27 protein-coding genes, 7 tRNA genes, 2 rRNA genes and 1 pseudogene are annotated in these 23362 nt (G+C 43.7%); 8 read left to right on the top strand and 29 right to left on the bottom strand.

Annotation, left to right across the window (positions count from 1 at the left end):
• Positions 1–96: 96 nt before the first annotated feature.
• The 13 genes from yidD to ACZ49W_RS02170 form a co-directional block, all read right to left on the bottom strand.
• Positions 97–342, bottom strand: a complete 246-nt coding sequence (gene yidD / locus ACZ49W_RS02230; protein WP_464813714.1) for a membrane protein insertion efficiency factor YidD — start codon at positions 340–342, stop codon at positions 97–99.
• Positions 339–1061, bottom strand: a complete 723-nt coding sequence (locus ACZ49W_RS02225) for a pseudouridine synthase (RefSeq protein WP_464813713.1) — start codon at positions 1059–1061, stop codon at positions 339–341. The genes yidD and ACZ49W_RS02225 overlap by 4 nt, the downstream gene beginning before the upstream one ends.
• Positions 1058–1621, bottom strand: a complete 564-nt coding sequence (gene scpB / locus ACZ49W_RS02220; RefSeq protein WP_464813712.1) for an SMC-Scp complex subunit ScpB — start codon at positions 1619–1621, stop codon at positions 1058–1060. The genes ACZ49W_RS02225 and scpB overlap by 4 nt, the downstream gene beginning before the upstream one ends.
• Positions 1618–2319 (bottom strand): segregation/condensation protein A, encoded by a 702-nt coding sequence (locus ACZ49W_RS02215; RefSeq protein WP_464813711.1) that lies wholly within the window; start codon positions 2317–2319, stop codon positions 1618–1620. The genes scpB and ACZ49W_RS02215 overlap by 4 nt, the downstream gene beginning before the upstream one ends.
• A complete protein-coding gene (gene xerD, locus ACZ49W_RS02210; RefSeq protein ID WP_464813710.1) occupies positions 2319–3056 on the bottom strand; it encodes a site-specific tyrosine recombinase XerD in 738 nt (245 codons plus the stop codon). The genes ACZ49W_RS02215 and xerD overlap by 1 nt, the downstream gene beginning before the upstream one ends.
• On the bottom strand, positions 3040–3519 hold the full coding sequence (gene cbpB / locus ACZ49W_RS02205; RefSeq protein ID WP_464813709.1) for a cyclic-di-AMP-binding protein CbpB: 480 nt from the start codon (positions 3517–3519) through the stop codon (positions 3040–3042). The genes xerD and cbpB overlap by 17 nt, the downstream gene beginning before the upstream one ends.
• Positions 3516–4037 (bottom strand): metallophosphoesterase, encoded by a 522-nt coding sequence (locus ACZ49W_RS02200; protein ID WP_464813708.1) that lies wholly within the window; start codon positions 4035–4037, stop codon positions 3516–3518. The genes cbpB and ACZ49W_RS02200 overlap by 4 nt, the downstream gene beginning before the upstream one ends.
• The gene (locus tag ACZ49W_RS02195; RefSeq protein ID WP_464813707.1) at positions 4019–5008 is read right to left on the bottom strand and encodes a nucleoside-triphosphate diphosphatase; all 990 of its coding nucleotides are present in this window, start codon (positions 5006–5008) and stop codon (positions 4019–4021) included. The genes ACZ49W_RS02200 and ACZ49W_RS02195 overlap by 19 nt, the downstream gene beginning before the upstream one ends.
• On the bottom strand, positions 5005–5802 hold the full coding sequence (gene racE, locus ACZ49W_RS02190) for a glutamate racemase (RefSeq protein ID WP_464813706.1): 798 nt from the start codon (positions 5800–5802) through the stop codon (positions 5005–5007). Before racE ends, ACZ49W_RS02195 begins: the two co-directional genes overlap by 4 nt.
• Before the next feature lie 58 nt (positions 5803–5860).
• Positions 5861–6109 (bottom strand): YneF family protein, encoded by a 249-nt coding sequence (locus ACZ49W_RS02185; RefSeq protein ID WP_464813705.1) that lies wholly within the window; start codon positions 6107–6109, stop codon positions 5861–5863.
• Between the two features lie 119 nt (positions 6110–6228).
• Positions 6229–6921, bottom strand: coding sequence for a Bax inhibitor-1/YccA family protein (locus ACZ49W_RS02180; protein ID WP_464813704.1), 693 nt, complete (start codon positions 6919–6921; stop codon positions 6229–6231).
• Positions 6922–6930: 9 nt separating this feature from the next.
• Positions 6931–7410: an HD domain-containing protein gene (locus ACZ49W_RS02175; protein WP_464813703.1), complete on the bottom strand. Its 480-nt coding sequence runs from the start codon at positions 7408–7410 to the stop codon at positions 6931–6933.
• A 47-nt stretch (positions 7411–7457) separates the two neighbouring features.
• The gene (locus tag ACZ49W_RS02170) at positions 7458–8213 is read right to left on the bottom strand and encodes a TrmH family RNA methyltransferase (protein WP_464813702.1); all 756 of its coding nucleotides are present in this window, start codon (positions 8211–8213) and stop codon (positions 7458–7460) included.
• A gap of 56 nt (positions 8214–8269) precedes the next feature.
• Here ACZ49W_RS02170 and ACZ49W_RS02165 point away from each other — a divergent pair, with 56 nt between their 5' ends.
• Positions 8270–8548 carry an acylphosphatase gene (locus ACZ49W_RS02165; RefSeq protein WP_464813700.1) on the top strand — a complete coding sequence of 93 codons (279 nt, stop codon included), beginning with the start codon at positions 8270–8272 and terminating at the stop codon, positions 8546–8548.
• A gap of 81 nt (positions 8549–8629) precedes the next feature.
• Positions 8630–9568, top strand: coding sequence for a membrane protein insertase YidC (gene yidC / locus ACZ49W_RS02160; protein ID WP_464813699.1), 939 nt, complete (start codon positions 8630–8632; stop codon positions 9566–9568).
• 37 nt (positions 9569–9605) lie between these two features.
• Here the strand turns inward: yidC and ACZ49W_RS02155 are convergent, their stop codons facing one another.
• On the bottom strand, positions 9606–10247 hold the full coding sequence (locus tag ACZ49W_RS02155; protein ID WP_464813698.1) for a VTT domain-containing protein: 642 nt from the start codon (positions 10245–10247) through the stop codon (positions 9606–9608).
• A 167-nt stretch (positions 10248–10414) separates the two neighbouring features.
• Complete coding sequence (locus tag ACZ49W_RS02150; protein WP_464813697.1) at positions 10415–11131, bottom strand: LPXTG cell wall anchor domain-containing protein; 717 nt, start codon at positions 11129–11131, stop codon at positions 10415–10417.
• Between the two features lie 193 nt (positions 11132–11324).
• Between ACZ49W_RS02150 and ACZ49W_RS02145 the strand changes: the two genes are divergently transcribed.
• The gene (locus ACZ49W_RS02145) at positions 11325–11603 is read left to right on the top strand and encodes a DUF3270 domain-containing protein (protein WP_464813696.1); all 279 of its coding nucleotides are present in this window, start codon (positions 11325–11327) and stop codon (positions 11601–11603) included.
• Between the two features lie 72 nt (positions 11604–11675).
• On the opposite strand, the gene ACZ49W_RS02140 is transcribed toward ACZ49W_RS02145, so the two are convergent.
• The 5 genes from ACZ49W_RS02140 to ACZ49W_RS02120 form a co-directional block, all read right to left on the bottom strand.
• A protein-coding gene (locus ACZ49W_RS02140) for an IS3 family transposase (protein ID WP_464813695.1) occupies positions 11676–13018 on the bottom strand; the annotation gives its coding sequence in 2 pieces (ribosomal slippage) (positions 11676–12568 and positions 12568–13018; 1344 coding nt in all).
• Positions 13019–13108: 90 nt separating this feature from the next.
• Positions 13109–13540, bottom strand: a complete 432-nt coding sequence (locus ACZ49W_RS02135) for a hypothetical protein (protein ID WP_464813694.1) — start codon at positions 13538–13540, stop codon at positions 13109–13111.
• Positions 13537–14073, bottom strand: a complete 537-nt coding sequence (locus tag ACZ49W_RS02130) for a PadR family transcriptional regulator (RefSeq protein ID WP_464813693.1) — start codon at positions 14071–14073, stop codon at positions 13537–13539. The genes ACZ49W_RS02135 and ACZ49W_RS02130 overlap by 4 nt, the downstream gene beginning before the upstream one ends.
• A 115-nt stretch (positions 14074–14188) precedes the next feature.
• The gene (locus ACZ49W_RS02125) at positions 14189–14650 is read right to left on the bottom strand and encodes a YtxH domain-containing protein (RefSeq protein WP_464813692.1); all 462 of its coding nucleotides are present in this window, start codon (positions 14648–14650) and stop codon (positions 14189–14191) included.
• A complete protein-coding gene (locus ACZ49W_RS02120) occupies positions 14651–15055 on the bottom strand; it encodes a DUF948 domain-containing protein (RefSeq protein WP_464813691.1) in 405 nt (134 codons plus the stop codon).
• A 164-nt stretch (positions 15056–15219) separates the two neighbouring features.
• Between ACZ49W_RS02120 and ACZ49W_RS02115 the strand changes: the two genes are divergently transcribed.
• From ACZ49W_RS02115 to ACZ49W_RS02095, 5 genes and pseudogenes are all read left to right on the top strand, one after another.
• Positions 15220–15942 (top strand): metal ABC transporter ATP-binding protein, encoded by a 723-nt coding sequence (locus tag ACZ49W_RS02115; RefSeq protein WP_464813689.1) that lies wholly within the window; start codon positions 15220–15222, stop codon positions 15940–15942.
• A complete protein-coding gene (locus ACZ49W_RS02110) occupies positions 15939–16781 on the top strand; it encodes a metal ABC transporter permease subunit (RefSeq protein ID WP_464813688.1) in 843 nt (280 codons plus the stop codon). Before ACZ49W_RS02115 ends, ACZ49W_RS02110 begins: the two co-directional genes overlap by 4 nt.
• Positions 16778–17698, top strand: a complete 921-nt coding sequence (locus ACZ49W_RS02105) for a metal ABC transporter substrate-binding lipoprotein (RefSeq protein ID WP_464813687.1) — start codon at positions 16778–16780, stop codon at positions 17696–17698. The genes ACZ49W_RS02110 and ACZ49W_RS02105 overlap by 4 nt, the downstream gene beginning before the upstream one ends.
• Positions 17699–17765: 67 nt before the next feature.
• The gene (tpx, locus tag ACZ49W_RS02100; protein WP_464813686.1) at positions 17766–18260 is read left to right on the top strand and encodes a thiol peroxidase; all 495 of its coding nucleotides are present in this window, start codon (positions 17766–17768) and stop codon (positions 18258–18260) included.
• A gap of 832 nt (positions 18261–19092) precedes the next feature.
• Positions 19093–19348, top strand: a pseudogene (locus tag ACZ49W_RS02095) (transposase); the annotation flags it as partial.
• 144 nt (positions 19349–19492) lie between these two features.
• Here the strand turns inward: ACZ49W_RS02095 and ACZ49W_RS02090 are convergent.
• The 9 genes from ACZ49W_RS02090 to ACZ49W_RS02050 form a co-directional block, all read right to left on the bottom strand.
• Positions 19493–19564 (bottom strand) — tRNA-Glu (locus ACZ49W_RS02090).
• A gap of 9 nt (positions 19565–19573) precedes the next feature.
• Positions 19574–19647 (bottom strand) — tRNA-Ile (locus ACZ49W_RS02085).
• A gap of 31 nt (positions 19648–19678) precedes the next feature.
• Positions 19679–19751, bottom strand: a tRNA-Thr gene (locus ACZ49W_RS02080).
• A gap of 11 nt (positions 19752–19762) precedes the next feature.
• Positions 19763–19844: transfer RNA gene (locus tag ACZ49W_RS02075), tRNA-Leu, on the bottom strand.
• 5 nt (positions 19845–19849) lie between these two features.
• Positions 19850–19922 (bottom strand) — tRNA-Lys (locus ACZ49W_RS02070).
• A gap of 27 nt (positions 19923–19949) precedes the next feature.
• Positions 19950–20022, bottom strand: a tRNA-Asp gene (locus ACZ49W_RS02065).
• Between the two features lie 17 nt (positions 20023–20039).
• A tRNA-Val gene (locus ACZ49W_RS02060) sits at positions 20040–20112 on the bottom strand.
• 3 nt (positions 20113–20115) lie between these two features.
• Positions 20116–20231: ribosomal RNA gene (gene rrf / locus ACZ49W_RS02055) — 5S ribosomal RNA — on the bottom strand.
• Between the two features lie 191 nt (positions 20232–20422).
• A 23S ribosomal RNA gene (locus ACZ49W_RS02050) occupies positions 20423–23321 on the bottom strand.
• Positions 23322–23362 lie beyond the last annotated feature (41 nt).

Below are 23362 nucleotides of genomic sequence, written 5' to 3'. Positions count from 1 at the left end.
CTCCTTTTTCAGTGTTTTTTATCATTATACACCTATTTGACCCACTTGTGTCAAAGAAAACGTGAAAGTAATACCAAAAAAAATGCAAACCGTAGTTCACATTTTTGGCGATTTAGAGCGCTTGATAGAAAAATGATCAGGAACCGGGTCCTCTCCACCCTTGACAAAAGGATGACAACGCAAAATCCGAGCTAATCCCATGATAAAACCTTTTAAGCCATGCTTTTGAAGCGCCTCTACCATATACTGCGAGCAGGTCGGCTGATAGCGACACGTCGCAGGAAAAAGAGGAGAAATATAGCGCTGATAAAACCGAACGAAAGCTAGTAAAAGTTTGGTCATGATTTGGTCACAGCTTCATTATAGAGGCGGCTGACTTCTTTTTTATTGAGGCGTCTGGCTTCACCTGGTCTTAGCCCTGTCAAATCTAAACTACCAAAGCGCACACGCGAGAGCTTGTCCACCAAAAGCCCCACACTCTCAAACATTTTCTTGACTTGGTGATTGCGCCCTTCATGGATGATCAATTCCACCACGGAACGATTTTTCTCAGTATCTACCTTGAGGATGTTGTATCTAGCTGGTTTGGTTTTCTTGCCATCAATCACAACACCACGCGTCAACGGACGCAGATTTTCCTTATTGGCAATGCCTTTGACCCTTGCCACATAGACCTTGTCGATTTCGTTTCTTGGGTGAATCATCTTATCCGTGAAATCCCCATCATTAGTCAAAATCAAAAGACCAGACGTGTCCCAGTCCAAACGACCAACAGGGTAGATGCGCTCCTTGACCTGTGGGAAGAAATCCACTACTGTCTTACGCCCCTTATCATCGGTCACGCTAGAGATGACCCCACGCGGTTTATGAAAAAGGTAATAGACCTTCTCCTCATTATAGATTGGGCTACCTTCGACTTCGACCACGTCACCTGATTTGACCGTAGTTGCTAGCTCAACCACTCGCTTGCCATTGATAGTGACCTTGCCTGCTTTGATCAGCTCTTCAGCCTTACGCCTGCTAGCAATGCCTGCATGGGCGATGTATTTATTGATTCTCATGATTCCTCCTCTTTTGTTGCAAATAAATCAAACTCTCCTGTCTCTTCATCTAGTCCTGTCACCTGAACCAGTTCATCCAAGTGATTAATCCCCATATAATCAAGAAAATAAGTCGTGGTTGCATAGAGATTCGGACGTCCGATGACCTCTTTTTTACCAGCCTCTTTGATCAAATCAAGCGCCTGTAATTTACTAATCGCCCCACTCGAATTGACCCCGCGAATGGCATCAATCTCCACGCGTGTGATGGGCTGCTTATAAGCGATAATAGAGAGGACCTCCATACTCGCGCGAGACAAGCTCTGATTGATGGGCGTTCTTGCATACTGTTTTAAGAGATCTGCAAAATGCTCTTTAGTGACCAATTTATAAGTACCTGCCGTTTCAATCAAACACAGACTAGTGGTGTCATCTTTTTGGTATTTTGCCTTTAACTGCTCTAGCTGTTGATACAAAGCAGTCGGTGCCATATCCAACAAACTGCCTAATTGCCCCAAAGAAAGCCCTTCTTCTCCAGCGACAAATAAAAGGGCCTCTATCTTAGCCAGATATAAACTCATTGATGCGTCCTTTCTAGTTGAATGTCTGAAAACGGCTGCTCTTGATACAAAACGATACTGCCACGCTTAACTAACTCAAGCAAGGCCAGAAAAAGCGTCACCAATTCCCCCAAGCTCTTTTTTTGACACATCAACTCAAAAGATTGCCTTCCTTCTTGGCAGGCCGCCTCGATAGTTGTCATCATATCCTCAATGCGGTAATTTTCTGCGCTCACTACTGTTTGCGATTGGCTTAATTCTACCTTTCGCCTCTCCCAAATCTGGGAAAAGACCAAGTAAAGGTCAATCGGCGACTTGTCTTTTTTCAAGGTCAAATCATTGGTCAAAAGCTCCATTTTGGGTTTTGAAAAATAAGCTGCCCGTTCTTCATGCTGAGTGGACAATTCCTGACTGAGCGCCTTAAATTGACGGTATTCCTCAATTTGCTGCAAGAGGTCATACTCCGGCAATTCCTCCACATCCTGCACCTCTTGGACAATGGGCAAGAGTTTTTGACTTTTAATGACCATCAACTGACTAGCCATCACCATATAGTCCCCAGCCAGCGCTAACTTTTCTTGCTTCAAGGTTGATAAATAAGCAAGGTATTGCTCAATCACGTCAACAATCGGCACGTCATAAATATCGACCTCGTACTTGGACACCAAGTGAAGCAGGAGATCCAAGGGGCCTTCAAAATCTTTTAATTTGATATCCATTACTGATAGTATTTTTCTAATGTCACAGACGACTTCAAGCCCAGTTTTTTGGCTAACTGTCTTGGAAAGACGCCTTTTTTCACTTCTCGTCTGATGTAGTCTTCGCGCAAGGTTTTAGCATTTAGCCCCTCTAAACCAAGGGCTTTGCCGTAAGAGCGAATTTGAAGCAAGACCCACTGTCTCGTGTAAGGTTTTCCCTCATGTTCAAACAAATAATGCCCGTCCAAATAAGGCGATAAAAAAGACAACAACTCCTCAGACAAGCCAAGCACCCTCAGCCGACCTTCATCACGAATACTTAACAAGCGAAAAGTCGGATCCACCCAGGACGACTGAAGAGACACCAACTCATGGGCAGACAAACCCAACTCAACAATCAATCGCACCAACAAATGCCCCTGTTCTTGCCCTTTAATCAAACGCAGCCTGCTCAAATCAAGCAAGTCACCAGAAACCTCTTGGGGGAAAGATTTGATAGCCGACGTCTTTAAGCGATAAGAAACGGCTAAATCTCCTTGATCGTAGAGATAGGCTAAAAATTGATTGACGCTTGAACACTTGCGCTTTCTCGTTGCTGCTGATAGCTGGTATAACCAACGCTCATAAAAGCCTAGTGCCTCACGATTAATGTTCTCTCCCACCAGTTGTTTAAATTGGCTCAAGTCATACCGATAAGCCTCCTGCGATAAGGCAGACAAAGACTTATGTTTTAAAAAGGCTTCAATCTTTTCTTTCATTCTCTCTAGGCCTTATGTCATAATATTGGTTGAAATCATGCAACAAACTATTAATAGCTTTTAGTACTGACTTTCTGGTAATAATGCCGATAAAAAGCCCATCTTCTCCCAAGACCGGAAGAAAAGAGGTATCTACTAGTTTATGCATCACTTCGGTGAGATCAGAAGTGATCGATACTGTCTTGATGCGTGTATTGACCATATGAGCAATATCTAAGTCCGCCAAATCCTCCTCGCTGAGGTCATGGTCTCTTTGATACTTGATAATATCAGACATGCTGATGGTGCCCACATAGTGCTTGTCCTTGGTGAGGACAGGCACGCGCGAAAAACCGTTGCTGGCTAAAAGTAGCATGACATGGCTAACGTTATGAGTATCAATAAAGACCGCCAGCTCCTCAGCTGGTGTCAAGTAGGTCTCCATATGAGCTAGTAAAAACTCTTCAAATTCTTTTGCAATCATCGGCTAAACTCTTTCGATAAACTAGGGAAAAGCTCATGATCAAGGGTGTAAAAATCAACCGTGATGGTCGTCTCACTCACCTCGATTTTAGCGTACAATTTCTCACGAACCAATCCTCTTGGCTGTTCAACGCTACCTGGGTTGATAAAGACACACTTTCCCTCTTTCCAAGCATCTGCTTGGTGCAAGTGACCATAAAGGCAGATGTCAGCCTGTGTTTCTTGTGCCCAAAGTTCTAAACGATCCCAGAAAAAGTTAATGTGGTAGAGATGTCCGTGTGTTTGGGCAATTCTAAGCCCTGGAAACTCTGTGATAAGCACTTCTTTAAAACGAGTATCCACATCACAGTTCCCTCGAACCACCTGAACATTTGACCAGACCGCTTCTTCACTGGATAATTCCGAATCACCATTATGGAAAATGGCATCCACTTTCCCTTGATAGTGTTTGACAATATCTTCGACAACGGCTTTATTGCCATGGGAATCACTCATGGCGATTAGAGTGTACTTTGCCATTCTGGAAATACCTCCATTAGTTTTCTAACCGCTTGTGCGCGGTGGGAGATTTGATTTTTTTCATCAGAGCTGAGTTCTGCTGCTGTTTTGCCTGTCTCTTCCACCAAAAAGAGGGGGTCATACCCAAAACCATTCTCTCCTTTGGGCGAAAAGGCGATATAGCCCGGCCACTGCGCCTCAACAACGAGGCTATCTTTATCTGGTGCAGCCACGACTAATGTGGTGTGAAACTGGGCCGAGCGATCCTTTTGCTCAAAAACCATGGCCAACTCGTGGAGGAGTTTTGCATTATTTTCTAAGTCGCTCGCCTCCTGACCTGAGAAACGCGCCGACCAGACCCCTGGCAACCCACCTAAAATATCCACCTTGAGTCCTGAATCATCTGCCAACACCATCTGACCTGTCAACTGCGAGATGGTCTCCGCTTTTAGGCGAGCATTTTCTTCAAAGGTCATGCCCGTTTCTTCGACTTCTGGGAGTTCTGGATGGCTATTTAGATTTTCCACTTCATAACCTAAGGGAGCAAACAAGGCCCGAAATTCTTTCGTTTTTCCCTCATTGTGAGTGGCCACCAAGAGGTTTTTTTTCTGGGATTCTCCAAGAAAATCAGGCAAAGCTACACCTTCTTTTGGCAGATAAAGTCCCAAGAGTTGCTCCTCTTCCACCAAAAGCAGAGCCCCATTTCTAGACTCTAGGCGAAGGTTACGATGCGTCTCTTCATTAATCATCTCAAGGATAAAGGTCATCAAGCGAAAATCAGAGCCATAGCGGATCACCTCAACGCTAAAACTTCCCTCCTGCTCAGAACAAGAACGCAAACCTGCCAAATCAAAGAAATCAGAAACACGCGCAAATGGCTCATAGAGCCTCCCCCTATCAAAGGAAAAAGCGCCGATAATCTCACCTTGACCCTGCCATTTTCCGATATACCAATCGGAATCTGTTTTATACTCATATATCTTATCTGTCATAATGTCACCTGTTCTACCTGAATAGCTTGTCCCAGCCATTCTTCTGCGATTTTTTGAAACTGATTCGCACTGGCTGTAGTGTAAAAGCGATGCTTAAGAGGGAACTTTCCTCTCTCGTGATTGATTTCAAAATAATTGAGCAAGACCGACACATCCCTAATGCACTCCGCCCCACTATCAATCAAGGTTACTTCTTTTCCCACCACATGCTGGATAATGGGACGTAACAAGGGATAGTGAGTACAGCCGAGGACCAAGGTATCAATGCCACTTCCAGAAAAGGGAGCTAGTGTTTCATAGACCACTTTTTTACTCAAACTCCCCTTAATCTCCCCTGACTCTACTAGAGGAACAAAGCGTGGACAAGAAAGGCTCTCAACCACCATCTGGGGCGCTAGATTGGTAATCTTTTCTCGGTAAATGTCTGACTGGATGGTCATGGGCGTTCCGATCACACCAATGCGACCATTCTTGGTCGCTTGAATAGCCGCACTAGCTCCAGGAAGGATAACCCCAAGCACTGGAATTTCAAGCGCCTCTTTGACCTCCTCCCAGACAACAGCAGTCGCTGTATTGCAGGCAAAGACAATCATCTTGACCTCTTTTTTGAGCAAAAACTGCACCAACTCCCAAGTGAACTCACGAATTTGCTCGCGTGAGCGCGGACCATAAGGTGCCCTTGCCGAGTCTCCGATATAGACGATTTCTTCGTGAGGAAGCTGGCGCATCAACTCTTTGACCACCGTAAGACCTCCTACACCCGAGTCTAGAAAACCGATCGGACGATTATCCATACTTCCTCCTTAACGAAAAAACAAGGAGCAAAGGGGCAAGCGCCCTGCTCCTTTTGATTTATTTTTTACTTTTAGCCTTTTCCACAGCTGCTTTTTGTTGGCGGATGATTTGGTGATAGACCTGTTGCACCTTGGCTTCACTTGGTTTTTGCCCATTGGCTGAGAGCATCATTCTGACTGCATCAGCGTTTAGTCTTGGGTTTTCCGCTAATTCTTTTTCAATTTGTTTTCTTACCACAAATGTTGCTAATACAAAACCGCCACCAAAGGCAACGATGACCAATAAAATCCAAAGAAATGTTGTCATTTCGATTCTCCTCAATTTTTTACTTCTCTATTATACCAAATGTCCCTTGATTTGACAAAGAAGTGCGGTTAATTTTCTCTTTTCCTAATAAAAATGAAGTGTCAAGGACACTCCATCTCCTAATTCCGGTCATTGCTACCAAAAAGACGAAGCAAATTAAGGAAGAGGTTGATAAAATCCAAATAGAGACTTAGCCCCATTGAAATAGCCCAACCATCATTGACCTGACCGTTCGTTGCTTGATAGACACGTGTAATCATCTGATTGTCATAAGCAATCAGCCCTGAGAAAATCAACACAGAGATAATGCTAATCCCAAAGGTCACAGCGCTACTGGCTAGGAAGATATTGACAAGACTAGCAATCAAAATCCCAATAAAAGCAGCCATCAAAGCCTTACTCATTCCTGAGAGATCACGCTTGGTCGTTCGTCCAATCACTGCCATGACAAAGAAAACCAAGGCAGAAGACAAAAAGGCTTGAAAAACACTCGCCTGTGTATAAGCCCTAAGGATAAAACTAAGGGTGAAACCGTTTAAGGCAGAGTAAGTCAAAAAAAGTGGCAAGGCAGCAGGGGTGTTACGTCTTGCAGCACTGCTAGCAACAAAAACAAGCCCCAGCTCCAAAAAGACAGAAGCGTAATAAACCCACGGGTAATTGCGCAAAATCATAGCCATATTGTCTGGAAAGACATAAAGCATCAAGGCAGAAACCACTGCCGACAAACCGATACCAAAACCGACAATACTATAAACTCTGGCAAAAAATTGATTGAGGCCTGTATTTGCCCCAGTATATACGTTTGTACTCATAGAACTCCTTTATTTTTGATGAGAGAATTTTTTCCACTGTTTTCTCAGTGGCGTCAAAGCCTCTTTAACCGCCCAATACTTATCCACTAAGGTCACGATATAGCCTTCTTTGTAACGAGGAGGAGCAATAGTTGCTCCCCACATATGTTTTAGGATAATGTCTTCTTCTTTTTTATTGAGCTTGACCAATTTTTTAGCATTTCTAACAGCTATCCTTGGATGAACCCAAGCATGACTCTTGTTAAACTTAGTCACGCGCCAATCGTAATAGAAAAAGTCGTGGAGCAAACCGCCTCTTGCGGTACTCTTAGCATCCCAGCCAAATTTTTTGGCAATCTTATAGCTCGTATAAGCCACATTGATAGAATGCTCATAACGTGTCGAGTGGTGGTGTTGGACAATTTTATCTAATTTTTCAAAGCGAGGATGGTGAATGAGATGCCCCACATAGGACATAAACTCACGATCCTCTGTATAACATTTTACCATAATCTTACCTCTTTTGTCTCATTATACCATTAGAACTTAAAAGAGGCTTAACTTTTTCTGAAAATAAGCTGAAACATCATGATCCCACCTGCAACAGCGACATTGAGACTTTCCGCCTGACCGGGCATGGTGATATGAGCAAGAATATCTGCCTTTTTAGCCACTTCTTGAGAAATCCCACTGCCTTCATTGCCCATGACCAGTACAAACTCATCTAGACTAGGCAAACTTCTATAATCCACCGAATCTTTGGACAAAGTGGTTGCAATCAAGGTCAAGTGACTATCTTTGACCAAGTCCAACAAGTCCTCTTTTTTCCCCTGATAAATAGGGAGGTGAAAATGGCTACCTTGCATGGAGCGTAGGGTCTTTTGATTGTAGAGGTCTGCTGATCCTTGAGTTAATAGCACTGCAGAAAAACCTGCCGCATCCGCTGTTCGCACGAGCGTTCCGACATTGCCTGGATCTTGAACATCGTCTAGATAGAGGATTTTTCCACTCAAGTTTTGAGGAAAATCCCGCTCACTCCTAGCAATTTCTGCAACAATCCCCTGAGGAGATTTGGTTTCAGACAGACTTGCAAGAACCTCCTCGCTGACCACAAAGACTTGATCTCTTTGACCATCCAACTTTTCTAGGTCTTTTTCTAGAACAAAAATACGAAGAAAGCTAGCGCCTGCCTGTCTTGCTTCTTCAAACAAGTGCCAGCCTTCAATCAGGTAGCTGGTCTTGCGGTGTTTTTTCTGATGCAGCTTTCTTACTGCTTTAATCACTTTATTTTGGGTTGAGCTAATCACTAACATAGCCCTATTATAGCACACATTCTGTGGTATAATAAAAAGAAAAAGGAGAATAGCCCATGCAAAAATTACGCTTACGTGCTTCTGGTCGGGTTCAAGGAGTTGGTTTTCGCTATGCCACCATGAGTTTGGCGAGGGAGATGGGAGACCTCTATGGTCGAGTTTGGAACAAGGATGATGGCACCGTGGAAATCCTCGTGCAATCCGAAAACCCGCAAAAACTTTCCCAATTTGTCCACGCCATCCGAAAAGGGCCTAGCCGCTTTGCCAAGGTCACTTACCTTGATGTCACCCTCACTCATTTTCCAGATTTTAGCGATTTTCAAATGGGAAATTAAAATGGGCCTAGAGAACTATTGAGAAATTTGTCAAAAAAAGGTAAAATAAGGGGTACTATTAAAAATAAAGGATTTATAATTGTGAAAAAATATCAACGTTCAGCCCTTTTATCTGGGCTCGCTCTTAGCCTGCTCTTTGTCTTATCAGGCTGTGTCCAGACCAAAAATGGTCTTCCAACCGGTGAAGGCTGGGTCTATAACCTCTTGGTTCGCCCGATGGGATACTTCATTCAATACTTTGCTAATGACATGGGACTTGGCTTTGGGATGGCACTGGTGCTAGTCACCATCATTGTGCGTTTGATTATCCTACCCCTTGGTCTCTACCAAAGCTGGAAATCTACCTACAAAGCAGCTAAGATGGAGTACCTCAAGCCCATCCTAAAACCTTTCCAGGATCGTCTCACTGAGGCAGAAACCCCTGAAGAAAAAATGGCAGCTCAATCTGCCCTCATGGCGGCTCATAAGGAAAATGGTGTCAGCATGTTTGGGGATTTGGGATGTTTACCCATCTTGATTCAACTTCCTTTCTTCTCTGCCCTTTTCTACGCTGCACGCTACACCCAAGGCATTAACGGACAGCATTTCCTTTGGTTTCAGTTGGATAAACCAGATATTTTCTTAGTCCTTGTTGTCGGTGTACTCTATCTCATCCAATCTTGGCTCTCTGTTTCTACCATGCAAGGGATGGATCCTAACCAAGCTCGACAAATGAAGAGTATGATGTATATCACACCGATCATGATGCTCGGTATTTCTTACAACATGCCAGCAGCCGTAACCCTCTACTGGTTTGTCGGTGGATTCTTCTCCATCTTCCAACAACTCATCACCATGTATGTCATGCGCCCTTACCTGCGTAAAAAAGTTGAGGAGGAGTTCAAAGCTAATCCGCCAAAGACCCCAAGAAATATCCCTACGCCAACTCGCAAAGACGTCACACCAACGAACAGCAATAAAATTAGCCAACCTAAAAAGACCAACCGCAACGCTGGAAAACAAAAGAAACGTCAAAAATAACAACTAAAATGAGCTCCCCTTCAAGGGGAAGCTCATTTTAATTATGTTTCTTCAAACGGCTTCTGACCACACCAATCATCATCGGAAGCAAGGTCACAAAGACAATGCCGATGATAATGGCTGAGAAATGCTCCCGAACAAAGGGAATATTACCAAAAAGATAACCAGAACCCGTCGCAATCAAACTCCATGATAAGGCCGCAATAAAGGTACGTTTGATAAAAGCGGCAATCGGAAATTGGCTCAGTCCTGCTACAAAGGGAACAAAGGTCCTCACGATAGGAACATAACGTCCCAAGATAATAGCGCTTGAGCCGTGTTTTTCAAAATACTGTTCAGCTTCTTTGATGTGCTCTTCCTTGATAAAGCGACTAAAGAAACGATTATGGACAAAGCGATAACCCCAAGTCCGACCAATTAAGAAATTACAAGTATCCCCAACAAAGGCTCCAATGAAAAAGAGAAGCATAAAGAGACCGACATTAAAATTCATCTCAGGATTGGCCGCAACTGCCCCCGCTGCAAAGAGCAAGCTATCCCCAGGTAAAAAGGGGAAAATAATGGCTGCCGTCTCAATGAAAATCACCAAAAATAAAATCAAGTAGGTCCAACCACCTACTGCATTAGCAATATTGTAGATATGATCATCAATATGCAAAATAAAGTCAATAATAAACATGTTTCCTCCTGTTTCTCTCCATTATATCAAAATTCTGATGATTTGACAGAAAAAAACAGGGATGGCTGGAACAATGCCAAAAAACACCCCAATCTCTAGACTTTCCTAATCTTTTGGGGTGTGATTTATTGGCATCATAAACGGTAAGGGCGTTCCTTTTTAGACTTTTAGGCGTGCTTTGAACGCTTTAGGCTAAGAAGACCTGCTGCACCAAGAAGGAGCATACCTGTCATAGCAGTCATTACTGTTTCTTTTTCACCCGTTTTTGGTAGGGTATGATGCGTTGACTTTTGAGCCACTGGTGCAGGTGCTGACTGCCTTTCTTTATCCTGATGGTTCATCATTTTGTTCTCAGATGATGGGTCCATAGCAGGTTTGGTGTCTTTTTGAGGAGGCATATTTTCTTGGATATGACTGTCTGGATTGACCACGTTAGAGGATGGTGCTGTACTTGGTTCTGATGATGGAGCCGTCTCGGTCTCTGTTGACGTTGTTCCCATATTTTGATTGGCATCCATTGAAGATCCTTCTGTTGACGCAATCACCATGCCTGTTCTTGGGTCAATGGCTTGTCCTGCTTGATTATAGGCAGAGCCAAAAGCCAGCTTAATTTCTTGACCATTTCCATCATCAGAAAGCCCGACGAGATTACCCGCTTGATCAACCAAGTAAGCCGTTGCCCCATCTGTATAGTAAGGATTTTTTCCATCGTGCTTGGTAAAGACAACACCGTCAATGACAATGCTATTATCAACCGTTGTCGGAGCAGAAAGGCTTGGAGCACTTGGTGTCACGTTAGGCTGTATGTCATCCGCAAGAACGTGCCCAAACGATAGAAAAGCAGCTGCGGAAAGAGAGGTCAATAAAATTTTTTTAGAAGTCATGTCAACTCCTCCTTGTTTGTTATCGCTTTCATTTTACTCCTCTCTTTGCCGTTTGTCAAGGCATTTAACAGCTATTGACAAAAACTTGACAATAACGTAAAAAATATCCGATTTTTTAGGCTAAATTCCCGAAAAAGCATGACAAATAGCGGTTTTTGTGATATGATAAGGGGGCAACGTAAAGGAGCGATACATGTCTGTAAAACCAAAGTATGAGGAAGAGCTCTTACAAGAGAGCGCATCTGCCTCACCTAAGTACCGAGAATTTAAAGAATTAAATAGCAATAGCGCCAAGTTTCGTGAATTGGTCTTTTTTGCGCGGATTGCTGTTTTTTCTATTGTAACGGTTTTGACTTGCTTTGTTTTACTCACTTTACACTTGGCTAGTATTTGGGCTTTTCTCCTTGCTATTTTGATTGGAGTAGCCATTACCTCAACCCTCTTTTACTTTATCTTAGCCATGCGCTCCTAATCCTATTTTGACACAAAGAACCCCCAGCTCTTTTTAGAGTTTGTACTGATCCCCAAAAGTTGGACATTTTATTTATCTAAAGGATTTAGTTCTGTACCCCACAGGACTAAGTCCTTTTAGTTTTGCTTTGATTCGTTTGTTGTTGTAGTAAAAAATGTAATCTGTGATAGCTTGCTCAAGGTCATCAAGGGATTGATAAGACTTCTCAAATCCATAAAACATTTCAGATTTGAGAATGCCAAAGAAGGACTCCATCATCCCATTATCTGGACTATTTCCCTTGCGAGACATAGAGGAACGAATTCCTTTGGTTTTCAAAAAGTGATGATAAGACTGGTGCTGGTATTGCCAGCCTTGATCGCTGTGAAGAATGGTTCCGCTATATGAATCTGCTGGAAAAACCTTCTCAAGCATGGTTTTAATCTGTTTCAAGTCAGGTGAGCGAGATAGGGTAAAATCAATAATCTCACTATTATAGCCATCAAGAACAGGGGAGAGATAAAGTTTCCCTTCAGGTAAGGCAAACTCCGTCACATCGGTATAGCCCTTCTCGTAAGGTTTAGAGCCTTCGAATTGACGTTTAATCAGATTATTAGACTTCTTACCCACCTCACCTTTGTAAGAAGAATACTTGCGCTTACGACGAATACGAGCGGTCAAGCCTAACTCTTTCATCAAGCGCTGCACTTTTTTGTGATTGATGATAAAGCCACGATTTCGTAATTCTAAATGAATCCGACGATAGCCGTAATCACCTTTATGGTCATCATAAATAGATTGTATTTCATCCTTGATAATTTTCTCCTTATCTGGCTTAGCCAGTCGCCTCACTTGATAGTAATAGGTGGAGCGTGGCAAATCAAGGATTTCGAGTAGCGTTTCTAGGGAAAACTGATTCGTTAATGCTTGAATGATTTCTGTTGCTCTTTGCGCTTTGCTTCGTCCCTCAAGCGGTATTCTCTCAGCTTTTTTAGCACAGCATTCTCCGCTCTAAGGTATTCTAATTCCTTCTGAAGACGTTCCAGCTCTGTCATCTCTTCCCAGTTTTTCTTACGTTTACGTCCCATCTTTGGTGGTCTCCCTCTTGATTTTTCAAGAATAGTATAACCGTTTTTCTTGTATTTGGCTATCCAATTTGGGAGCATCCCTCGATTTGGCAAGGCATAATCAAGGGAAACTGAGAGTTGAGAGCAACCATGAATCAAGACTTTATCCATTATTTCCTGCTTTAATTCGGGTGAATAATACCGATTTTTACCCTTTTCAACAATCTCAACACCATATTTATCCATGAGTTTAACCATGTACTTGAGATTGGAAGGACAGACTTCATATCGCTGACTGATCTGAGGCCATGATACACCTCTCTTTCTCAACTTGTATATACCTCGTTTATCTTCATAACTTAATTTCATAAGAAAAGCACCCCAATCGTTAGATTTTGTGTCTAACTTTTGGGGTGCAGTTCAGTTGGGGGTTTGTTTTTATGACACCTAGCAGTCGCCTTAGACTTCTTTTGCCCTACGATAAATAACAAAGCGCTGAACCATAATAGTGACGCCTAGATAAAGGAACAAACTAGACAAGCCCGTATGCGTGATTTCTGCAATCCCGTGTCGCACGCTCATGGTCAACAGCCACAAAAGAACTGTCCAGAGATTGCCTTGTCTGTAAATGACCCCCTGTTCTTTCCAGACCCGCATGCTTCTTGCTCTAATATAGCCCATCAGCGCTCCAAGTAGCAAAAGACCAAGCACTGCCAAAAGAAATAGCCCCTCAGACAGACCTTCACTACTAATCTCCTTAACCCCGTAAAGGGTGATTAAAATAGGAAAGATGAAACTCCTTTTAATCTCAACTTCTTTCTGACGTAACTGCTGATAAATCAAATACCCCACAATCAACAGGGCGATAGCTAAAGGTTGTAATTGGTTCATTGTTCTTCCTCCTCTTCCAGTAATGCAATACACTCATCCAACCACTCTAAAAGCATGGCAAGATAACGCTCCCCGTAGCGAATGGTCATTCGCCAGTAAAGACTGCGGTTACTGGTTTGATCCAGATTTTCTACTTCAGGGATTTGTGTCATTAACTCTTGATAGTGTTGGCAATCTCTTCTTTGTTGCTTAAAAAATTGAAGATTGGTCTTTCTATCGACCTCCCCCATGAAAAAGACCCTCATTAAGAGCGGATTGTTACGCTTGGCACTAAAATCTGCCACAGATAGCCAGTCGCTCAAGGCTTCTTGACCTTTTTCATTGATGGAAAAAAGGTACTTATCTGGTTTTCCCTGTTGCGGAATCTTTCTCCCATCAATGAACCCCTCACTTTCTAGCTTAGCCAGTTCGCGATAAATCTGGCTTTTTTGCGCTATCCAAAAATGACTCAAAGACTGTTGAAACAAGCGCATGATGTCATAACCGGTCTGATCTTGATAGCTTAACAGACCTAAAATGCCATACCTTAACATAACTTACCTTTCTAAACTTGATAATTCTATTATAGTCCACAAGTGGACTATTTGTCAAGACAAAAAAAGAAACAAGGGAACTCCTTGCTTCCTATCATAAGAGTGACAAAATCCCTTATGCTTCCTTGTCACTCTCTGTTTTTGCTTCTTCCTCTTTTGGTTCATGGTAGTCAATGACAATGTCATCAATCTGACCACCTACTGCTGGTAACTCTTGGTTTTGAGCGCTTTCTTGTTGATTCGCCTGTAAACTTTCTTGCACCTGTGCGACGGCTTCATTAGCCTTTTCGACCGCTTGAGCCGCTTTTTCCTTAGCAAAGGCAATCACATCATCAGAAGTCATCTCTCCTGTCAACCACTTATCCTTGTAGCTATTAAGAGTATCAAGGACTTGATTGGTATAACGAGAGGTTTTATCCAAGGCTTCTTGCTTGAAATCTTCTGGGTTTTCTTGGTAATCTTTGATGAGACCATCAACCTTTTGAGTCAAGGCTTTTCCTTGTTTACTCGCCACCAAATAAGCAGCTGCTGCTCCAGATAGGGCTGAAATAACAACCGTGTTAACCCATTTCCCCATCTACTTTTCCTCCTTTTTCTTACCAAAAACCTTACCTGCCATACGAAGAGCAGTGGTCGCTGCCCCTGCCTTGGCAAGATTTGAGCTGGTTTCTCCTGCTCGCTTACTCCAAGTTCTCGCTTGTTTATTGAGATCAGATACGCTCACAGATAAATCTGCCACTGCTTCAAACAAGGGATCAATGGTTTCGACCTTACCATTGATATCTGCAACCAAAACATTGGTTTTTGCCAACAATTCATTGGTTAAATGAAGAGTCACATCCACGTCACTGGTCAAAATCTGAATGGTTCTCGTTGTTTCATCTACGGTCTTGCTCACTTGCTTCAACAATAAAACAAGATAAGTCACCAAAACCACTACTGCAATCGCAATGATGAGTAGGGCAATTCCTCCTAAATTCATTCGACACTCCTTTTCTTATTTTCTCTAGTTTATCATATTCTAAGGGCTTTGACAAATCTTGTTTCTAACTTAATGAGAATCATTCTTTTATTGCCATTCATCTTTTATTTAACTTGACTTAAATTTATTTTTAAATTAAACTTAAATATAAAGAGGTGACTATTATGCTTGATATCAATCAACTAAGCGTCAATTATCAAGGACGACTGGCTTTAAAAAATATTTCCCTAACCCTTACAGAGCCTGGTATTATCGGGATTTTAGGACCAAATGGTGCTGGAAAATCAACCCTGCTGAAAGCACTGCTTAGCATCATTCCCTACCAAGGACAAGCTCGCCTAGACGGACAAGATTTGAGAAAAAATCAAGGGCAGATTGCTTATGTAGAACAAAAGACCAATATCGACCTTCAGTTTCCCATCACTGTTCGTGACTGCGTTTCCTTGGGGCGATACCCTAAAATCAAGAGTATTTTTGGTCTTTCTAAAAAAGACTGGCTTATCGTGGACCAAGCCTTGGACCTGGTTGGCTTGTCTCAGCTCGCCAAAAAGCAAATTAGCCAACTCTCTGGCGGGCAATTTCAGCGTGTTCTCATCGCACGATGCTTGGTGCAAGAAACAAAGACCATCTTTTTAGACGAACCCTTTGTTGGGATTGACACCACCAGTGAATCCATCATTGTCGATGCCCTCAAGCAACTCAAGACAGAAGGAAAAACCATTCTCATGATTCATCATGATTTGAGTAAGGTAGAGGCTTATTTTGACCAACTGCTCTTACTGAACCAAGAGCTCATTGCCTTTGGACCGACAAAGACCGTTTTTACACCAGATAATCTCAAAAAAACCTACGGGGAACAAGTCATCATCATGGAGGGGAGCAAATGATTACAGAATTTATTGATGGGTTATTCCAATTTCACTTTCTGCAAAATGCCTTAGTGACGGCACTTGTAATAGGGATTGTCGCAGGGGCAGTGGGCTGTTTTATCATCCTTAGAGGCTTGTCGCTCATGGGAGATGCCATTTCTCACGCCGTGCTACCAGGAGTTGCTCTTTCTTATATTTTAGGGATTGACTTTTTCATTGGCGCCACCATTTTTGGTCTTTTAGCTTCTGGGCTCATCACTTACATCAATGGTAACAGCATCATCAAAAGCGATACCGCAATCGGTATTACCTTTAGCGCCTTTTTGGCTCTGGGCGTCATCCTCATCGGTCTTGCCAATAGCTCAACTGACCTTTTTCATATCCTATTTGGTAATATCTTGGCTGTCCAAGACACGGACAAGTGGGTTACCATTGCCGTTGCTATTAGTGTGCTCGTTTTGATTTGGCTGTTTTATCGCCCGCTGCTTCTCACCACTTTTGATCCCTTACTCGCTCAATCCATGGGAATCAAAGTCAAACGCTACCACTATCTCTTAATGTTGCTTTTGACCTTGGTTTCAGTCACTGCTATGCAAAGTGTCGGCACCATCCTCATCGTTGCTCTTCTCATCACTCCAGCTGCTACTGCTTACCTCTATACCAACAACCTCAAGAGCATGATTTTTTTATCCTCTACTCTAGGTGCCTTATCTTCCTTGATTGGGTTATTTATCGGATATAGTTTTAATATCGCAGCAGGATCTAGCATCGTTCTTACTTGCGCTAGTTTTTTTGGAATTAGTTTCTTCATTGCCCCAAAACAAGGCTATCTATCATCGAAAGGAGATCACTCATGAAATCATTACGTTTTTTCATCACTAGTCTCATTCTCTTGCTCTTTTTAAGTGCTTGTCAGTCTTCTACCTCATCCTCAAAAAAATTAAAGGTCGTCACAACCAACTCCATCATTGCTGACATGACCAAGCAAATTGCAGGCAATCAAATTGATCTGCACAGCATTGTCCCTGTCGGAAAAGATCCTCACGAATATGAACCCCTCCCCAATGACGTGAAAAAGACATCTCAAGCAGATCTCATTTTCTATAATGGCATTAACCTTGAAACAGGGGGAAACGCTTGGTTCACTAAATTGATAAAAAATGCTGGCAAGGTGAAAGACAAAGACTATTTTGCTGTTAGCGATGGCGTCAAAATCATCTACCTTGAAGGGAAAAATGAATCCGGAAAAGAAGACCCTCATGCTTGGTTAAATCTTGAAAATGGAATGATTTATGCCCAAAACATTGAAAAACAACTTTCCAAAAAAGATCCTAAGAATCAAGCTTTCTATGCTAAAAATCTCAAAAATTACCTCAACAAACTAGAACAACTCGATCAAGAAGCCAAGGCTAAATTTGCCCGTATTCCAGACCAGAAAAAACTCATCGTTACCAGTGAGGGCTGTTTTAAATATTTTTCAAAAGCCTATCAAATTCCATCAGCTTATATCTGGGAGATTAATACAGAAGAAGAAGGAACGCCTGATCAAATTAAAAATTTAGTGACACATCTAAGAAAGACTCAGGTCCCTCGTTTATTTGTTGAATCAAGCGTGGATGATCGCCCTATGAAAACTGTTTCCAAAGATACTCATATCCCTATTTTTAGCCAAATTTTTACCGATTCCATCGCTGAAAAAGGGCAAGACGGCGACAGCTATTACAGCATGATGAAGTGGAATTTGGACAAGATTGCAGAAGGACTCACCAAATAAAAGAAATCAAATCAGTGGACGAATACTCTTTTTTAGACTACAATAAAAAGAAAAAGGAGTCTTTCGTATGACAACATTTCTTGGAAAACCCGTTACCTTTACAGGAAAGCAGCTAGAAGTTGGCGATACTGCTCTTCCTTTCACCTTGGTTGCCACTGACCTCAGCCAAAAGAGCCTAGCCGATTTTGCGGATAAAAAGAAGGTCATTAGCGTCGTTCCGTCCATTGATACTGGCATCTGCTCCACTCAGACCAGAACTTTTAACCAGCTCATTGGAGAGCGAAGCGACAGTGTTGTCATCACGATTTCAAAAGACCTCCCCTTTGCCCAAGCCAGATGGTGTGGCGCTGAAGGCTTGGAGCATGCCGTGATGCTATCGGATTACTTTGACGGTTCATTCGGTCGCGACTATGCCCTATCTATGAACGAAAACCACCTACTCGCTCGTGCTGTCCTCGTCCTTGATAAAGACAACCGTATCACCTACACCCAATACGTCGATAACGTTAATAGCGAACCAGCCTACCAGCCTGTTCTTGATGCACTAGATGCACTGAATTAAATTCCTTATTTTCATAACACTAAAGAGAGCCCCCGATGCAAAGGGCTCTCTTTTTTGAATTGATAATACTCCTAAAAGCATAACACGATTCGAATAAAAAAACAAATGTCACGATTTTACCTGCTCGTAAAGTCAATTATCACCTGCTAAGTCCGATTCCCCTACATTAACTGTCCGCTGTATGGGGAAAAGCGCACCAAATACGACTTTCAAAGACCTTCAACAATTCCCATTCTTGACACTCAAGATTTTACAACCCTGTTTCGCCTTATAAAGAGACGATTTCAAGGTAAAAACTGTCGCAAAATGACAGTCGCTGAATCTCCTCTCGTCAAAAAAATCATCAAATCTCTCACCTTCACACCGAGAAACACACCAATACTGCGAACGCAAGGCGTCTCCATATCTCCATCTCTGTGGTCCAACGACAGCTCAATCAGTTTACCTTCAAAAACAATTTCTCACACATGCCTAGAGTGCTCTTGGGAGTGACCAGATCTGAGAATAGACTGGTGCAGCCCATAAATAAGAACAAACCTACTTTTATCACCCAAGATTTCGAGACCAAAAAAGTCATTGCGCTTCTTGAGAACACCCGCCAAAGTAGTATCAAGAACCATTTCTACAAGTATCCGAGAAAGGTTTGAGCATCGGTCAAAGGCGTCACCTGCGATATATCTAACACCTCTCATTCTCAAGCTCGGGCTGAAATAATTTGGGAGATTGTTTCACTTCCAAAATCCTACATGATCGTTTCCCCTCGCTGTTTTGTTTCTAAGCTCAGGCTAAACTAATCCAATGGACTCAACACCTTAGCTAGGCTTTCCTATACTATTACGAGCTTGGTCAACTCCTGCTCTTTCACTCTCAGGAGAAGAGAGCCAAGCACTTTTTCCGAGATGAATACGATCTTTCAAACTGTTTTTAGAACTTTTAAATCCTACAAAACCTACATCACCAACGCCCTCGAACTCTCTTATTCCAATACCAAACTAGAAGCCACCAACAAGACTATCAAAGACATCAAGCGCCAAGCTTTTGGCCTCCACAACTTCAAAAAGATCAAACCAAAATTCTCATCGCTTTAACTAGTGTCAAAAGCTGTGAATAGCCCTTGACAGCTTGTTTCCTAAAAATGAGGAGAAGAAACAAGAAAAAGAGAGAACACATTGGTCCCTCCCCGATTTCATTGATTTCATCATAAGTCACTCACTACAGTGACATTAAATTTATAGTCCGTACGGGATTCGAACCCGTGTTACCGCCGTGAAAAGGCGGTGTCTTAACCCCTTGACCAACGGACCATCTTATAATGGGCACGAGTGGACTCGAACCACCGACCTCACGCTTATCAGGCGTGCGCTCTAACCACCTGAGCTACGCGCCCAAATATTTATTTATATAGTAAAACTATATAATGCCGGCTACATGACTTGAACACGCGACCCTCTGATTACAAATCAGATGCTCTACCAACTGAGCTAAGCCGGCCTATCTCTTTATGCGGGTTAAGGGACTTGAACCCCCACGCCCTAAGGCGCCAGATCCTAAATCTGGTGCGTCTGCCAATTCCGCCAAACCCGCCTATATGACCCGTACTGGGCTCGAACCAGTGACCCATTGATTAAAAGTCAATTGCTCTACCAACTGAGCTAACGAGTCTGACTTCTACTAGATTCTCATCTAATACGGTCCCGACGGGAATCGAACCCGCGATCTTCGCCGTGACAGGGCGACGTGATAACCGCTACACTACGGGACCTTCAGTATTTCTACTTATGGGAGTTAACGGGATCGAACCGCTGACCCTCTGCTTGTAAGGCAGATGCTCTCCCAGCTGAGCTAAACTCCCTTCGCTAAGCAACGACCATATCTCACAGGGGGCAACCCCCAACTACTTCCGGCGCTCTAGGGCTTAACTGCTGTGTTCGGCATGGGTACAGGTGTATCCCCTAGGCTATCATCACTTAACTCTCTAAGTCGCTTAATCGACTCAAAATTGAATACCTTATCATTATAACAACTTCTAAACCAACTGTCAATACTTCTTAAATTGTATTCGAACTAAAAAGCTAGTGATTTAGATAAACCGTCTAAGAAATCAGGATTTCTTGCCGTTTTCCTAAAATCATACGCTCTTCTTAACGTTCTCATTACTTCATTTGGATAAGTCCTCGAGCTATTAGTATTAGTCCGCTCCATTGCTCACACAACTTCCACTCCTAACCTATCGACCTGATCTTCTCTCAGGGCTCTTACTAACTTAACGTTATGGGAAATCTCATCTTGAGGGGGGCTTCGCACTTAGATGCTTTCAGCGCTTATCCCTTCCCTACATAGCTACCCAGCTGTGCCTCTGGCGAGACAACTGGTACACCAGCGGTAAGTCCACTCTGGTCCTCTCGTACTAGGAGCAGATCCTCTCAAATTTCCTACGCCCGCGACGGATAGGGACCGAACTGTCTCACGACGTTCTGAACCCAGCTCGCGTGCCGCTTTAATGGGCGAACAGCCCAACCCTTGGGACCGACTACAGCCCCAGGATGCGACGAGCCGACATCGAGGTGCCAAACCTCCCCGTCGATGTGAACTCTTGGGGGAGATAAGCCTGTTATCCCCAGGGTAGCTTTTATCCGTTGAGCGATGGCCCTTCCATACGGAACCACCGGATCACTAAGCCCGACTTTCGTCCCTGCTCGAGTTGTAGCTCTCGCAGTCAAGCTCCCTTATACCTTTACACTCTACGATTGATTTCCAACCAATCTGAGGGAACCTTTGGGCGCCTCCGTTACCTTTTAGGAGGCGACCGCCCCAGTCAAACTGCCCGTCAGACACTGTCTCCGATAGGGATCACCTATCTGGGTTAGAGTAGCCATAACACAAGGGTAGTATCCCAACAGCGCCTCCAGCGAAACTGGCGTCCCGCTCTCATCGGCTCCTACCTATCCTGTACATGTGGTACAGATACTCAATATCAAACTGCAGTAAAGCTCCATGGGGTCTTTCCGTCCTGTCGCGGGTAACCTGCATCTTCACAGGTACTAAAATTTCACCGAGTCTCTCGTTGAGACAGTGCCCAAATCATTACGCCTTTCGTGCGGGTCGGAACTTACCCGACAAGGAATTTCGCTACCTTAGGACCGTTATAGTTACGGCCGCCGTTTACTGGGGCTTCAATTCATACCTTCGCTTACGCTAAGCACTCCTCTTAACCTTCCAGCACCGGGCAGGCGTCACCCCCTATACTTCATCTTACGATTTCGCAGAGAGCTGTGTTTTTGATAAACAGTTGCTTGGGCCTATTCACTGCGGCTGACCTAAATCAGCGCCCCTTCTCCCGAAGTTACGGGGCCATTTTGCCGAGTTCCTTAACGAGAGTTCTCTCGCTCACCTGAGGCTACTCGCCTCGACTACCTGTGTCGGTTTGCGGTACGGGTAGAGTATGATACAACGCTAGAAGCTTTTCTTGGCAGCGTGACATCACTCACTTCGCTACTAAACTTCGCTCCCCATCATAGCTCAAGGTTATAGGTACAAGCATTTAACTCATACCACCCCTCACTATTTAGACGTGCTCTTCCAATCGCACGCTTGAGTTAGCCTTCTGCGTCACTCCATCACTTCATACTCTAGTACAGGAATATCAACCTGTTGGCCATCGGATACACCTTTCGGTCTCTCCTTAGGTCCCGACTAACCCAGGGCGGACGAGCCTTCCCCTGGAAACCTTAGTCTTACGGTGGATGGGATTCTCACCCATCTTTCGCTACTCATACCGGCATTCTCACTTCTATGCGTTCCAGCGCTCCTCACGGTACACCTTCTCCACACATAGAACGCTCTCCTACCATACCATAAAGGTATCCACAGCTTCGGTAAATTGTTTTAGCCCCGGTACATTTTCGGCGCAGGGTCACTCGACTAGTGAGCTATTACGCACTCTTTGAATGAATAGCTGCTTCTAAGCTAACATCCTAGTTGTCTGTGCAACCCCACATCCTTTTCCACTTAACAATTATTTTGGGACCTTAGCTGGTGGTCTGGGCTGTTTCCCTTTCGACTACGGATCTTAGCACTCGCAGTCTGACTGCCGACCATAATTCTTTGGCATTCGGAGTTTATCTGAGATTGGTAATCCGAGATGGACCCCTCACCCAAACAGTGCTCTACCTCCAAGAATCTTAATGTCGACGCTAGCCCTAAAGCTATTTCGGAGAGAACCAGCTATCTCCAAGTTCGTTTGGAATTTCTCCGCTACCCACAAGTCATCCAAGCACTTTTCAACGTGCCCTGGTTCGGTCCTCCAGTGCGTCTTACCGCACCTTCAACCTGCTCATGGGTAGGTCACATGGTTTCGGGTCTATAACATGATACTAACTCGCCCTTTTCAGACTCGGTTTCCCTACGGCTCCGCTTCTTCCACTTAACCTCGCATCATATCATAACTCGCCGGTTCATTCTACAAAAGGCACGCTCTCACCCATTAACGGGCTCGAACTTCTTGTAGGCACACGGTTTCAGGTTCTATTTCACTCCCCTCCCGGGGTGCTTTTCACCTTTCCCTCACGGTACTGGTTCACTATCGGTCACTAGGGAGTATTTAGGGTTGGGAGATGGTCCTCCCAGATTCCGACGGGATTCCTCGTGTCCCGCCGTACTCAGGATACTGCTAGGTATAAAGACTATTTCGAATACGAGGCTTTTACTCTCTTTGGCTCATCTTCCCAGATGATTCTTCTATAATCTTTAAGTCCACATCGCAGTCCTACAACCCCGAAGTGTAAACACTTCGGTTTGCCCTCCTGCCGTTTCGCTCGCCGCTACTCAGGCAATCGCTTTTGCTTTCTCTTCCTGCAGCTACTTAGATGTTTCAGTTCACTGCGTCTTCCCTCCTCTACCCTTAACAGGTAGGGATAACAGGCATAACCTGTTGGGTTCCCCCATTCGGACATCTCTGGATCTACGCTTACTTACAGCTCCCCAAAGCATTTCGTTGTTCGTCACGTCCTTCATCGGCTCCTAGTGCCAAGGCATCCACCGTGCGCCCTTACTAACTTAACCTTATTTTTTTGACTCTACTCTTAAGTCTCGTATTACAGCGT

The sequence above is a fragment of the Streptococcus sp. STR1/CE/0325 genome, assembly GCF_055386095.1.
Note: the sequence above shows the minus strand (reverse complement) of the source record. Positions and strands in the feature narration are given on the sequence as shown.